Genomic DNA, 13377 nt, shown 5'->3' with positions numbered 1-13377 from the left:
ATCTGGCATACTTTTTGAACTCTTTATATTTTTCTAAAATAATTAAAGGAAGACAAAAATTTAACAGAAATCAATATTTTAACGCACACAATTCTAATCATTTCAATGGCATCATACTAATGGCGATTCCAAAGCCAATGTGGTGAGCTTTAAGCATTATGATTCAAGATTCTTATCTGAAGCACCGGGGCGATATATTAATTGTTGACGATGTTCCTGAAAATCTACAACTCCTTTCAGAAATTTTAGTTGAAAAGGGCCATGAAGTGCGACAAGTTATTAATGGCAAACAAGCCCTCAAAGCAGTTGCAGTCGATCCTCCCGATTTGATCCTATTGGATATTAAAATGCCTATCCTGGATGGTTATGGCGTTTGTCAACGGTTAAAGGCTGACCCAGTCACCGCAAAAATTCCAATCATTTTCATTAGCGCGTTAAATGATGTTTTCGACAAAGTAAAGGCCTTTTCCTTAGGAGGCGTTGACTATATTAATAAGCCCTTTGATATGTATGAAGTGCTTGTTCGCGTTGAAAATCAACTTAAGATTCTTCGTAATGCCCAGGAGCTTGAAGAAAAGAACAAACAGTTAGCTCAAATTAATCAAGATCTAAAATCCTTTAACTATATGGTTTCCCATGATTTGCGGCGCCCATTAACGAAATTATTAGGGTTTTGTGACTTTCTTTTAGGTGATGTTAATACGTTTGATGCAGACACCTTAGAGTCTTTAGATATTATTGCGAATTCCGCGAAGGAGATGAATAATATTATTTCTGACCTGATGCGCCTTGCAGAAATTAAAGAAAAGCAATTGACCCTTGAGATGATTAATTTAAGTGAAATTGCCACAGAAATTGTTCAGGATCTCCAAGGCGAAACACCCGATCGATCGATAGAAGTTAAAATCGAGCCAGGTGTGATCACGATAGGCGATCGCCCGCTGCTCAAGATGGCTTTTGAGAACCTATTTGAAAATGCCTGGAAATACACCAGTAAAGTCACAAATCCCCAAATAAAATTTTATAAAATTGATTCCCAAATCTATTGTCTCGAAGATAATGGTGTTGGTTTTAACGCAGAGCACTTAGAAGATATTTTTTTGCCATTTAAGCGACTGCACACCCGATCTGAATTTGAAGGAACGGGAGTTGGTTTAGCAATCGTTAGGCGCATTATTGAAGTACACCGGGGACAAATCTGGGCCGAACCACAAGTTGATCAAGGTGCTAAGTTTTGTTTTACTTTAGGTTTTGAAATGCCCCCAACAAATACGTAAAAAGTCACTCTATTAATCACAAAATAGTTTTCAGGAAATTAGATCGTTATAAATTTATAAAACTGCAGAAATTACTTGATAGATTGACATAAATCATCCTAGAATATTGATAATTAAAGCTTGATTTTATTTAGCTATGGGTTAATTTGGGCGTATTTTTCTATGGCTTCTTAATTTCTTGCCTACAATGGGGGGAGAGTTACAGATTTTTGAAACAGCTATGAGTTCTGCGAGCACAACTGTCTACAGCGATCGCCAAATCACGGCTTGGTTACGGGGACTGCTGACCATTGCCTGGGCCGATGGTCATTTTGATAGCGAGGAGCAAGAGCTCATTGTCCAGCTGACTCAGGATGAGCTTGCGCCCCATAGCAGCTTAGGGGACTTAGAGCCAATTACGGGTCAAGAGTTGGCGGCGGATCTTGGAGAAGAGCCGAATATCCGCGAAAACTTTCTCCGGACAGCGGTCATGATGGCGATCGCCGATGGTGTTTATTCCCTTGTCGAAGCCGACCAGATCAAAGCCTTTGGGCAAGCCCTTGGGGTCAATCTCAGTGCCCTCCACAACCTCGAAAAGACCCTCTACGACCCGGAAACTGTCACCACCGAAACCCCCCAACCTGAAGTCCACCTTGACGCTCTCAAACCGATCCGTAACTGGCTCGATGGCATGGACATTGACGATCCCCGTGTCGCCCGCTTCATCTGCAAAATGGTGCCGCCCCAATGCCCCTTTGAGCGCGACATCAAGCTATTTGGCAAGAAAATTGTCCATATTCCGCCGATGTGCAAACTGAACCCTCTCTATGAACAATTGGTCGGCCTCCGTTTCCGCTCCCTGTCTTACTTGGCCGATGACTGTGACGAAGATATTTCCGAATTTATTTAACTTGGCTGTAACGGATTCGCAACTCATGAGTTGTAAAGTTATGTAAAAGCACGGTTTTATAGAAGATATTCTCAACTCGTTAGGAAAGTATTTTGACGCATCACAGCAACGTTCTTGACCCGATTCCCTCTACACCACCACAACCTAATCGTCCCCGCAACTACTCTAGGCTAACTCTCCTTAGCTATGCCACTGGCCCAATTTGGATTATCCTTTGTCATCTCGGCATGGCGATCGCCTTTTTCACTGGTCTCAGTTGGGGGGCTGTACTCTGGATTGTTTTTTGGTACTGGCTGAGAATGCTCGGCACCACCGCCATTTACCACCGTCTCCTCACCCACAAAGCCTACCAAGCTTCCCCTTGGGTGAAATGGATCGGCAGCTTTATCACGGCCTCTGCCGGTCAAATGGGGCCTAGTTGGTGGAAAGCTCACCACGAAGATCACCACCGTTTTAGCGATCATCCAGGTGATCCCCACAGCTCTGAGGAAGGGTTTTGGTGGGCCCATTACCGCTGGCTCATTTCTCCCAATACCTTCCCGAAAAAATTACCCGCCGACATTGAGCGAGATCCGATCCTCAAGCTGATTGATCGCTTTCATTTTGTCCCCCTTATTACCCTGGGAGCTTTGTCCTACTGGGTCGGTGGCCTGGAATATTTGGCAGCATTTTTCATCAGCACCACCCTCCTGTTTCACGGGGTTGCCTTAGTAAATTCCGTCTGTCACAAGTGGGGCGACCAGCCCTTTCAAACCACTGACCACAGCCGTAATAACGCTTGGGTTGCGGTTCTGGCCCTCGGAGAAGGTTGGCATAATCTACACCATGCCTTTGGTTGGTCGGTGCGCCACGGGATCACAATCCAAAAAGGTGAGGTGAAATACTTACCAGACTTTACCTATTCCTTTATCCGTTTACTAGAACGTATAGGATTGGCCAGTAAACTCAAACAACCAAACCAAGCAGACCTCCACGGTGCAATGAATCGATAGTTTTGATTTATCTCCCCTGAAGGGGAGATTTTTTTAGCCTGGGAGAATTCTGAGCCACTGTTCCTTTGGGGAAAGATGATCTGAAAAAAATTACCCAGGATTTTGACGATACCAATCAATCGTTTCCTGTAAACCCTGCTGTAAACCAATCGCTGCCTCGAAACCAAATTTCTCCTTGGCTTTCTGGGTATCTAGGCAACGGCGGGGTTGTCCATTGGGCTGATCTGTCTCCCAGATAAGCTCTCCGTCAAAGGCCATCAGTTCACAAATTAACTCCACCAAATCCTTGATCGAGATTTCTGTATTGGTTCCGAGGTTGATTGATGCTGCCTCGTTATATTTTTGCGTACCTAAGACAATGCCCCGTGCCGCATCCGTCGCGTGGAGAAATTCTCTGGTCGGGCTGCCATCTCCCCAAACCTTGAGCTGTTTAATTCCTGCCTGTTGCGCTTCATAGACTTTACGGATTAAAGCAGGGATCACATGGGAGCTTTCCGGTTTGAAGTTATCCCCAGGGCCATAGAGATTAACTGGGAGTAGGTAAATACCATTGAAACCATATTGCAGACGGTAGGCTTCTAATTGAACGAGGAGTGCTTTTTTCGCAATGCCGTAGGGCGCATTGGTTTCTTCAGGATAGCCGGCCCAAAGGTCTTCTTCCTTAAAGGGTACAGGGGTGAATTTTGGGTAAGCGCAAATTGTTCCGACACAGACAAACTTTTCGATCCCGGCTTCGTAGGCACTGTGGATCAGTTGGGTGCCCATCATTAAGTTGTCATAAAAAAGTTCCGCAGGTTTCTCGCGGTTGAGGCCAATCCCCCCCACGTGGGCAGCCAGGTGAATGACGATATCTTGGCCGTGAACGGCTTTTTGACAGGCTTCTAGTTGGCGGAGGTCACAATTTGAGGAACGGGGAACAGCAATATTTTCGGGTTGAGCCCCTGCTTGGATCAGTTGCTGAATTACCTGTTGACCAAGGAAGCCGGCACCACCAGTGACAAGGATTTTTTTCTGGAAAAGATCAATCATAGTTAGGGAAAGAGAAAGGGGAAGGCGTGATTATTCTACGGGGTTTTCTGGGTCGAGGTGGTGAAAAAGTTCCGCGAGAATCGTGTTGGAGAACAGTAACCCTTCTGGATCGCTCAGGGCAAGGCGCGGTGGCGTTGTGGGGGAAAGGACAGCCCAGTCTTTCTGAAAAGCAGGTTTCAGGATTTCTAGAATTCGATCCACATTGCTCTGGCCGAACTCTGTGATCAGTTGAGATAGGTCTAAACCCTCCGTTAAACGCAGACCCAGCATTAAGGTTTCAAGGAGGCGATCGCCTTTTGTTAAAGGCTCCACATTTAAGATGCCGTGATTGTCTTCATATTGTTCAACCCAGGCGTAGTATGCAGCGCGGGTGCGGGGCCGAGAAAAGCGTTGGTTTTGGGTAAAGCTGGCAGCCCCCATGCCAAAACCGTAGTAGGGGCGATTTTCCCAATACACGCGATTATGGCGACATTGGTAATCCGGTTTGGCGTAGTTGGATATTTCGTAGTGGTCATAACCCGCCCGCTGGAGGGTTTCACTGGCGAGGCGATACATGGCGGCAGTATTTTCATCGGAAGGGAGCGGGCCTTCACCGGGTTCGTATTGTTTGCCAAAGGGGGTTTGGGGTTCGATCACCAGGTCATAGCAGGAAATGTGGTGGGGGTTGAGGGCGATCGCCTGATCAAGGGAAGCCTGCCAATCATCGAGGGTCTGATCCGGTAATCCGGAGATCAGATCCAAACTCCAGGGGATCTGCGATCGCTCCAGGTGATCACACGCAGTAAATATATTTATTACCCTGTGCGATCGCCCACAGTTGGCCAGTAAATTATCCTGAAAAGCTTGTACCCCAAGGCTTAAACGGGAAATGCCAATATTTTTGTACCAGATCAATTGTTCTAAAGAAAATGTGCCTGGGTCGATCTCTAAGGAAATTTCGGCCCCCTGGGCAATACCAAATCGCTGATCAAGGGTACTTAAAACTTTCTCCAAGAGGTCAACCGGAAATAAAGAAGGCGTACCCCCCCCAAAGAAAATTGTCTGTAACTTGCCCCCTAGGATCGGTGTTGTCTGAATTTCCCGACAGAGCCAGGCCCCATATACTTCCATTTGGGCGCGAATGCCCGCCGTTTGTTTTTCCCCCGTCACCGTAATCGGAAAATCACAGTAAAAACAGCGACGTAAACAAAAGGGGAGATGGAGATAGGCACTGGTAATCAAGGTAGAACAACCTCAATGGAGGATAGGGAGCATTTAGCTGGAAAATTTGGGGAAAAATCAACAAATTTTGTTAATTCCCAGAGGCGCGAAGGAATGGAAGGCCCACCGATATAATGAGGGCATTATTCTCCATTATCCTAAACCCCAAATTCCCCCTAAAACTGGGACTTATAGCCGGGTAAGACCTATGTTCGATATTTTCCTTGTTCTGATCTTTGTGGTGGCGATCGCCCTTGTGGGATTTGATGTCATTGATTTACTCCCTGCCTCCGTGCGTGACCAAGCCTCCAACATTGAAGCGCTCCGGTGGGTTGGAGCAGGTTTTGCTTCCCTACTGGGTCTCTCCATCGGTCTCCTAGCCCAAAGTACCTATCGCCGCTTCGAACAACAATTTCGGCGCACCCCCATCGAAATTATCGTTACCCGGGCCGTCGGTTTAGTGATTGGGCTTTTGGTGGCAAATCTCATGCTTGCCCCCATTTTTCTGTTGCCGATTCCTTCGGAGTTTGGTTTCCTGAAACCCACCTTTGCCATTCTCGGTAGTATCACCTTTGCGTACCTTGGTGTGAGCCTCGCCGATGTCCATGGACGTACTTTTCTGCGGCTGATCAACCCCAATAGTTTAGATACCCTCCTCGTTGCCGAAGGCACCCTCCGTCCTTCCCCCACAAAAATCATCGACACAAGCTGTATCATTGACGGTCGCCTAGAAGAACTCCTCAAAACAGGTTTTATCGAAGGACAAATTCTGATTCCAATCTTTGTCCTCAACGAATTACAGCAACTCGCCGACGCCAGCAACGACCAAAAGCGAGCGAAGGGTAGAAGGGGCCTAGATATTCTCCAGAGTATGCAAAATCGTTTTCCGAAACGGGTTTCTGTAAACCCTGCAGACTACGATGATATTAATACCGTTGATGCAAAATTAGTCCATCTGGCCCAGGAGATTAATGGCATTTTATTAACTAACGATTACAACCTCCAAAAAGTTGCCAATCTCCAAAAAGTTGAGATTTTAAATATTAATGACCTCGCCCAAGCGATTCGGCCTATCTATCTCCCTGGGGATAATTTAGATGTCAAAATCCTCAAGCAAGGGAAGGAGGAAAAACAAGGGGTTGGTTATTTAGAAGACGGCACTATGGTTGTTGTCGAAGAAGGAAAAGAATTTATGGGCTCTGATGTTGCTGTAACCGTTACCTCATCTTTGCAAACTTCTGCGGGGCGGATGATCTTTGCAAAATTAAGTTCTTCCCTTGCCCTCTAAAAAACTCGGAAATTTTCTTGTGGTTTCGTCAATGGAGGTCGGATACATGAGGTTTAAATATATCGTTTGTAGTACCCTAGTGAGCTTTGGCTTGGGGTTGAGCAGTTGCCAAAATCGCTCTGAACCCATTGCCCCTGAACCCGACGGAACTACAACTACCGATATTACAGAAAAACCGATTCCTGTCCCCGCTGAACCATTGCCTCTAGTCAATTCTCAAGGAGCGGATACAAAGGAAGTATCAGAGACAAATTCTAATGATTATCTCTCTCCCGACATTCGTGCACAAATTATTCCGGAGCTCATAGAAAATCGGGAAAACTTGGGGCTTTGCCAAGAGTTTAGATTTGAATCGGAGCTTACAGAGGCTGCATCTAATGTTTACCGTGTAGGCGAAAATGAATATCTTGTTCACCTTGTTTGTGGCTCGACGGCCTATCAACTGCTCCAGGATTATTTTTTATACCAAAGAGACGGCGATCAGTTTGATCTAACGCCATTGCCGATTACCTATTTCTACCAAGATGCGGATCAACAATTAATTAAAGAAACAGAAGTAACCCGGGCTGGCTATTCAGAATATGATCCAAGTACCCAAACTATTAGCATTTTTACAAAAGGCAGAGGTTTAGGGGATTGCGGTAGTTTAGGATTTTACCAATTTACAGGTACAGATCTCAGTCTCGATCGGTTTCTCCTAAAGGATGAATGTGATGGTGACTACATCGAACCTATTAACTATCCCCAAGTTTATCCTTAGGAGAATTATGAAGTGTTTCGCATTGATTTGTTTAGCTCTGTAAAGTCTTAATCGCTTGGCTAAAATGTCACCAAAATAGGACACAATGGGTAAATATATGTGGTTCTATTTTTGAGTCCATTCCCCATGGAACAGAAAAATCTGAAAGCTTACCTTGACTTGGTACAAAAACTCTTAAACTGCCGCCGGGGTGAAGAGTGGATTGTCCTCCGGCAAAATGAGCAGCTTGTGGATGCCCAATTTATTGAAGTGATGGAACAGGTGGCCAACTACCTTGCGGCGGAAGGTGAACTGAATGGGGCTCGCTACCTCCACAACTGGGCGGGCAAATTACATCATATTCTCACCCAGCCGAATTCGGTCGCGCCCCAACCCGATGCCACCACCCAAGCCTATGCCCAATTGATCGAAGCGCTTTTGCATTGTCGTCGGGGAGAAGAGCAGCAAATTTTAGCTGCGAATCAACAGCTGATTACCCCAGATCTGGTGAAGTTGATGAAGGAAGTGGCTAAACAATTTGAAGAGCAAGGCAAACCCCAAACGGCAGCCTATCTCCAGGATTTGGCCACTGCTGTCAATCGCACTTGGATTCAAACCCATGATTTTCAGCCGAATCTGCAGAAGGCGAATCAGTTGGCCCCAGATCCTTGGGATGATGCACCACCAGCAACGTCAGCAAATTCTCCTGAACCGCTCTCAACTGTTCCGCCACCCCAGCCCGAAGCCGTAGCAGAGCCGGAAACAGTGAATCCTACGCCAAGGGACACATCGGCAGCGACAACAATTTCTTTAGAAGAGACTGTGCAAGATCTAAGGGATCAACTGGCAGAAATGAGAACGCAAATGATGGCGATCGCCCAACATCTCGCCAGAGTAGAAGCAGCTGTTTCGGACTCCCGTCAAGCTTCAAATCCCCTGGCTTATCTCAGCATTTTAGAACAGGCGGCGACGGCAGGTTGGATGATTTCGACGGATGAAGTGGCCCAGTTAATCGGCGTTCAACCCAGCCTAAAAAAAGGGAAAAAGAGCTTTGAGCGGGGCAATTGGCGGTTTATCAAAGCAGGTAGGATTGGTGCCCAAACCGGTTGGCACGTCGAAAAAATTCACTAAAGCCAGCTAAATTCAATGGTGTCATCCACTGCTTGCCAGCGCAAAAGGTTGATGGGTTTGCCCGTCGTCCAAGTCGGTATGCCCAGGGCTTTTCTGGGGGCGAGGGTGGCTAAGGCGATCGCCTTTTCTAAATCACAAATCCCCCACTGGACAAGATTTTTGACCCCTTCAAATAGCGGTAACGTCGTGCCGGACAGGGTGCCATTATCCAGGCGAGCCGTGCCATGGGTAACTGTAATTTGGCGATCGTCCCAGGGATATACCCCATCGGGTAGACCAATGGGCGCGAGGGCATCGCTGACTAAAAAAGGGTGTTTCGCGGCCCGCAAAAAAATTTCTAACATCGTGGGATTGACGTGCTGGCCATCGGCGATAAAACCACAGTGAACATTAGGGTTAACCATCGCTGTTCCTAATAAACCGGCCTCCCGGTGATGCAAACTGGGCATCGCGTTAAAGGCGTGGGTGATCATCGTTGCGCCATGGGCAAAGGCTTGATTGGCTTCTGTTTCTGTAGCGAGGGAGTGACCCAAACTAACAACAATTCCCAACGAGCGCAGATATTCCACACATTTATTGGTGGGGTCGAGTTCCGGAGCAAGGGTAATGATTTTGATCATCGGGGCAAATTCACCGATGACTTCTTGCACATTTTTCAGGGTCAAGGGTTGTAGATATTGTGCCGGGTGGGCACCTCGTTTTTCGTAATTGAGAAATGGCCCTTCTAAATGTATCCCTAGGATTTTTGCTGTATTGGGTTTCGGGTCTCTCCAAAGTTCAGCAAAAACAGCCAGCGATCGCCGGATATTTTCTAAAGAAGTGGTAACGATGGTCGGACAAAAAGCGTCAATGCCCTGGCCCCAAAGATAATCACAAATTGCTTGGAGTTCTGGCAGATCCGCCTGGGTCACTTCCGGAAACGCTAAACCTAGGCCACCGTTAATCTGTAAGTCCACTCCCCCCAGGGATAATAAATCTCCGGCAATATCCTGGGTATTTTCTTGAAATTCGAGAGGGATTTCGGTTTCCATTGGCTCTAGGTGCGTTAAACAACGATTTGCATCTAATCGCAACCAAAATTGACCTTCTAAACCGACAAGACGCGCCCTAATCAGGGTTTGTGCAGAGTTCTCCCTTTGTTTATGATGGGTAGTCGGCATGACATACATGAGCTAAAAACCTATGAGTGTAATTAATCCCCTGGTTGGCATCATTATGGGGAGCGATTCTGATCTTCCCACGATGGAAGCGGCGATCGCCATCTGTAGACAATTTAATATTCCCCACGAGGTTGGCATTGTGTCTGCCCATCGTACCCCGGAGCGCATGGTGGAATATGCCCAAACAGCCCATGAACGGGGTTTAAAGGTGATTATTGCGGGGGCAGGTGGAGCTGCGCACTTACCGGGGATGGTCGCCGCTCTGACGCCTTTGCCGGTGATTGGGGTGCCCGTCAAAACCAGTACCCTCAGTGGCGTGGATTCTCTCTACTCCATCGTGCAAATGCCCCGTGGTATTCCGGTGGCGACGGTGGCGATTGGCAATGCGACCAATGCAGGTTTGTTGGCAGTACAAATGTTAGGTGCTTTCGATCCAGAGCTACTGAAACAGGTGCAAGCCTATCGCCAGAGCCTTAAGGATATGGTGCTCGATAAACAAACTCAATTAACGGCAATTGGTTATGAAGATTACCTCAAGCAGATGTAGTGCTTTGCAAAATGGGGAAGTTCCTACAGGAAATTGGTAGATGGACGACACTGATTTTCAGAAAACGTTTGTTGATGCTTTTGTGACCTATTCTGAGGAAATTGCTGGGAAAGTTTACATCCTGGAAAATGTACCGGCTAGGGTTTGTCAGGAAACAGGAGAGAAATTATTTGTGCTGGAAATGGTGGATCGGTTGCAAGAAATTATCTGGGGTCAATAACCACCCCTCAAAGTTTTAGGAATGCCTGTATATGTGTATTTTTTTCGTAAAGCTTGTTGCTTAAGATGACAAAACATTCAAGATGCTAATGGCGATAGCGAACATTTCCTTAAATTCAATGAAATATTTTTTAGTAAATATTGTTCAATACGTTAAGTCTCTTTTTATTTAATCAAGTATAAATGTAAAGTCGGCAGTCAAAAATATGATCTGATGGGCATAATAAAATTATTCTTTTTTGATTGAGATGTGAATGCAATGGCACAGCTAATCGAGTTGATCCAGTCTTTGTATCGCGACCCAATGCTTATCAAGTTCACATTTGCGATTGTTGGGATCATAACAATCAGCTTTTTGATTCGTTTTTTTCAATATTCACTAACTCGCTATCTCAAAGATTCTGATGGTCGATACTATGCCCGTAAACTTGTCGCTTTTTTGGGTTATCTTGCTGGCTTTGTTTTTATTACGATTGTTTTTAAAGATCGACTAGGAGGACTTACCGTTGCAGTTGGGGTTGCCAGTGCCGGCATTACATTTGCTTTACAGGAAGTTATCAGTAGCATTGCAGGCTGGATTGCGATTTCGTTTGGGGATTTTTATAAACCGGGTGACCGTGTTCAACTGGGTGGCATTAAAGGAGATGTAATTGATATTGGGATTTTGCGTACTACGGTTATGGAATTGGGTGAATGGGTAGACTCTGATCTTTATACCGGAAGAATTGTACGTATTGCCAATAGCTTTGTCTTTAAGGAACCTGTATTTAACTATTCAGGAGATTTTCCATTTCTCTGGGATGAAATAAAGATCCCAGTAAAATATGGTAGCAATCCTCAGTTAGCTAGAGAAATCTTGGATCGCGTATTAAATGAAGTGGTAAGTGAGGAGATAGTATTGTCTGCAAAAAAATATTGGCAGAAAATGCTTAAGAAATATTTAATCGAAAACGCCAAAATTGAACCAAGGGTGACACTTTTTCTGACAGATAATTGGATGGAATTTACTTTGCGATACGTGGTGAACTATAAACAGCGCCGCTCCATCAAAGATCAACTGTTTACGCAAATCCTTGATGCGTTCACGAAAACACAAGGACAGGTCAGTATTGCTTCTACTACTGTTCATTTGGTTGAATCACCAGTTTTTGATGTTCGTCTACGCAATGATCATAGTCATTCTTCACTGTAGAAGGCTATTTATAAAGTAAATAAATTTATTGGTTTACCCCCTAAATCTCCTCACTAAAGCTCCGGTAAAATGGGGGACTTTGATTCCATTAATTGACTAAAAATCCATCCTAGACTGGGGGCGGAGGGCTTTATAAATTAGCTCTAAGCTTGCATAATAAGTGTTTGCTGAATTCGTCGTTTTTATGATTAATAAATGATTAAGCTAAATAATTGAGAATTAATTTGACGATAATGGCGATCGCCGCTGCGGCAATACTACCGAGAAGCGTGATTCTGACGTTGGTGGTGTGCTTTTTGATTTCAATTTCGGCCTTTTTCTCTGCCTGACGGGTCATGTATTTTTCTAACTCGAAGGCGAGGGTCGAACCCACTGCAATAATTACCGCCGCATCATCGGCCAACCCCGCAAAAGGAATCGCATCCGGCACCGCATCGAGGGGCGAAACTAAATACAGTAATGCGGCGATCGCCATTGTTTTTGACCGCCATGCCACATTCGGATCTTTAATCAGTTGGGCGAGGCCTTGTACCTTTTGCCAAATATCTTTGATTGGCCCCCGGCGCATCTCCCCTAGATGAGCTTTAATTTTTTCAATATCCGCTGGCGTTACCCCCTGGGCAAACCGTTGGAATACCTGGGCAATGCGGGTTTTATTTTGCTCCCGTAAATTTGCCTTAACCTGTTCTTCGAGGTCGTCGTGGAGAGTCGTGGCTGCTGGCTGGGCTGGGCGGAATCTCTCAATAATCTTTTGCCAAGGCTTAGGGGAGGATGCTTGGGGTGGCGCTTCGATGGGTTCTGCGGTCACGTCGATCACGTCCGGGGTCTCTGGCGATCGCCGCCATTGCTGCCAAGAGGTTTTCAGATTGTCCAGAAACTTCACCACGACCGCCATTACCCAAGCTCTAATTTTTACTGTAGCGAATCTAAGTCTCTTTGTAGGCGGCACCGAGGTAGAGTTCTCCGACCTTTGGGTTCGTCAGTAAATCTTGACCTGTGCCCTCGAAGCGATCGCAACCACTTTCTAAAACATAGCCCCGATCAGCAAATTCCAACGCTTTTTTCGCGTTCTGTTCCACGAGCATAATCGCCTTGCCCAATTGATTAACCGCTTTGATTTGTTCAAAAACACTGGCCACAAGGATCGGTGAAAGGGCCGCCGAAGGTTCATCCAGGACTAAGAGGTCCGGGTCTAACATCAAAGCCCGACCCATCGCTAACATTTGTCTTTCGCCCCCAGAGAGGGTGCCTGCCCGTTGTTTGCGCCGTTGTTTGAGGACGGGGAACATCGTATAAATTTGTTCCTTGAGATTTTCTAAGGAGCCAGACCGCACAAAGGCCCCCATTTCTAAATTTTCTTCGATACTCAGGTTGGCAAAGACGTTTTGAATCTGGGGGACGTAACACATACCCCGTTGCACAATTTGGTTGGGACGGAGGTCGGTAATGGATTTTCCTTTAAACGTGATGCTGCCTTGGTTGGGGGTCAAGAGACCAAAAATAGTTTTAGCGAGGGTCGATTTTCCTGCGCCATTGGGGCCAATGACCACTACCAATTCTCCGGGAGCGATCCGAAAGTTAATGCCCTGGAGAATATTTAGATCTTTGATATATCCTGCATGGACGTCATTTACGACCAAGAGATTTTCCGCAGTTGCCATAGATTTTGGGTAAAGGTTGCCAATTTTCTCCCTAAGCATAAAAGCAAATTGCC

14 protein-coding genes are annotated in these 13377 nt (G+C 46.0%); 9 read left to right on the top strand and 5 right to left on the bottom strand.

Translation table 11 applies throughout. The features are described from left to right. Positions 1–158: 158 nt before the first annotated feature. From AWQ21_RS14260 to AWQ21_RS14250, 3 genes are all read left to right on the top strand, one after another. Positions 159–1277, top strand: coding sequence for a response regulator (locus tag AWQ21_RS14260; protein WP_065715099.1), 1119 nt, complete (start codon positions 159–161; stop codon positions 1275–1277). Between the two features lie 220 nt (positions 1278–1497). Continuing rightward, positions 1498–2166 (top strand): Mo-dependent nitrogenase C-terminal domain-containing protein, encoded by a 669-nt coding sequence (locus AWQ21_RS14255; protein ID WP_065715391.1) that lies wholly within the window; start codon positions 1498–1500, stop codon positions 2164–2166. Positions 2167–2258: 92 nt separating this feature from the next. Then, positions 2259–3158: an acyl-CoA desaturase gene (locus AWQ21_RS14250; RefSeq protein ID WP_083998037.1), complete on the top strand. Its 900-nt coding sequence runs from the start codon at positions 2259–2261 to the stop codon at positions 3156–3158. 90 nt (positions 3159–3248) lie between these two features. Here AWQ21_RS14250 and AWQ21_RS14245 read toward each other — a convergent pair whose 3' ends face one another. Together AWQ21_RS14245 and hemW are read right to left on the bottom strand one after the other, a co-directional pair. Continuing rightward, positions 3249–4187: a GDP-L-fucose synthase gene (locus AWQ21_RS14245; RefSeq protein WP_065715098.1), complete on the bottom strand. Its 939-nt coding sequence runs from the start codon at positions 4185–4187 to the stop codon at positions 3249–3251. A gap of 30 nt (positions 4188–4217) precedes the next feature. After that, entirely contained in the window at positions 4218–5408 is a 1191-nt protein-coding gene (gene hemW / locus AWQ21_RS14240) for a radical SAM family heme chaperone HemW (protein WP_065715097.1), read from the bottom strand. A 187-nt stretch (positions 5409–5595) separates the two neighbouring features. On the opposite strand from hemW, the gene AWQ21_RS14235 reads away from it, so the two are divergent. The 3 genes from AWQ21_RS14235 to AWQ21_RS16575 all read left to right on the top strand — a co-directional run bounded on the left by AWQ21_RS14235 (position 5596) and on the right by AWQ21_RS16575 (position 8545). Next, positions 5596–6675 carry a PIN/TRAM domain-containing protein gene (locus tag AWQ21_RS14235; protein ID WP_065715389.1) on the top strand — a complete coding sequence of 360 codons (1080 nt, stop codon included), beginning with the start codon at positions 5596–5598 and terminating at the stop codon, positions 6673–6675. Positions 6676–6721: 46 nt separating this feature from the next. Continuing rightward, entirely contained in the window at positions 6722–7435 is a 714-nt protein-coding gene (locus tag AWQ21_RS14230; protein ID WP_065715096.1) for a DUF1176 domain-containing protein, read from the top strand. Between the two features lie 126 nt (positions 7436–7561). Beyond that, positions 7562–8545: a hypothetical protein gene (locus AWQ21_RS16575; protein ID WP_065715095.1), complete on the top strand. Its 984-nt coding sequence runs from the start codon at positions 7562–7564 to the stop codon at positions 8543–8545. Here the strand turns inward: AWQ21_RS16575 and nagA are convergent. Further along, complete coding sequence (gene nagA, locus AWQ21_RS14220; protein WP_083998077.1) at positions 8542–9705, bottom strand: N-acetylglucosamine-6-phosphate deacetylase; 1164 nt, start codon at positions 9703–9705, stop codon at positions 8542–8544. The two genes, AWQ21_RS16575 and nagA, sit on opposite strands and share 4 nt — an antisense overlap. A 22-nt stretch (positions 9706–9727) precedes the next feature. Here nagA and purE point away from each other — a divergent pair, with 22 nt between their 5' ends. The 3 genes from purE to AWQ21_RS14205 all read left to right on the top strand — a co-directional run bounded on the left by purE (position 9728) and on the right by AWQ21_RS14205 (position 11663). Beyond that, positions 9728–10252 carry a 5-(carboxyamino)imidazole ribonucleotide mutase gene (gene purE / locus AWQ21_RS14215; protein ID WP_065715093.1) on the top strand — a complete coding sequence of 175 codons (525 nt, stop codon included), beginning with the start codon at positions 9728–9730 and terminating at the stop codon, positions 10250–10252. Positions 10253–10292: 40 nt separating this feature from the next. After that, positions 10293–10472 (top strand): YgiT-type zinc finger protein, encoded by a 180-nt coding sequence (locus tag AWQ21_RS14210; protein ID WP_065715092.1) that lies wholly within the window; start codon positions 10293–10295, stop codon positions 10470–10472. A gap of 258 nt (positions 10473–10730) precedes the next feature. Then, entirely contained in the window at positions 10731–11663 is a 933-nt protein-coding gene (locus tag AWQ21_RS14205) for a mechanosensitive ion channel family protein (RefSeq protein ID WP_065715091.1), read from the top strand. A gap of 199 nt (positions 11664–11862) precedes the next feature. On the opposite strand, the gene AWQ21_RS14200 is transcribed toward AWQ21_RS14205, so the two are convergent. Together AWQ21_RS14200 and AWQ21_RS14195 are read right to left on the bottom strand one after the other, a co-directional pair. Then, complete coding sequence (locus AWQ21_RS14200) at positions 11863–12558, bottom strand: YkvA family protein (RefSeq protein ID WP_065715090.1); 696 nt, start codon at positions 12556–12558, stop codon at positions 11863–11865. Between the two features lie 31 nt (positions 12559–12589). Beyond that, the gene (locus AWQ21_RS14195; protein WP_065715089.1) at positions 12590–13324 is read right to left on the bottom strand and encodes an ABC transporter ATP-binding protein; all 735 of its coding nucleotides are present in this window, start codon (positions 13322–13324) and stop codon (positions 12590–12592) included. Positions 13325–13377: the final 53 nt, after the last annotated feature.

It is taken from the genome of Picosynechococcus sp. PCC 7003 (assembly GCF_001693255.1).
Classification (GTDB): domain Bacteria; phylum Cyanobacteriota; class Cyanobacteriia; order Cyanobacteriales; family MRBY01; genus MRBY01.
This window is presented reverse-complemented; position numbering and strand designations above follow the sequence as displayed.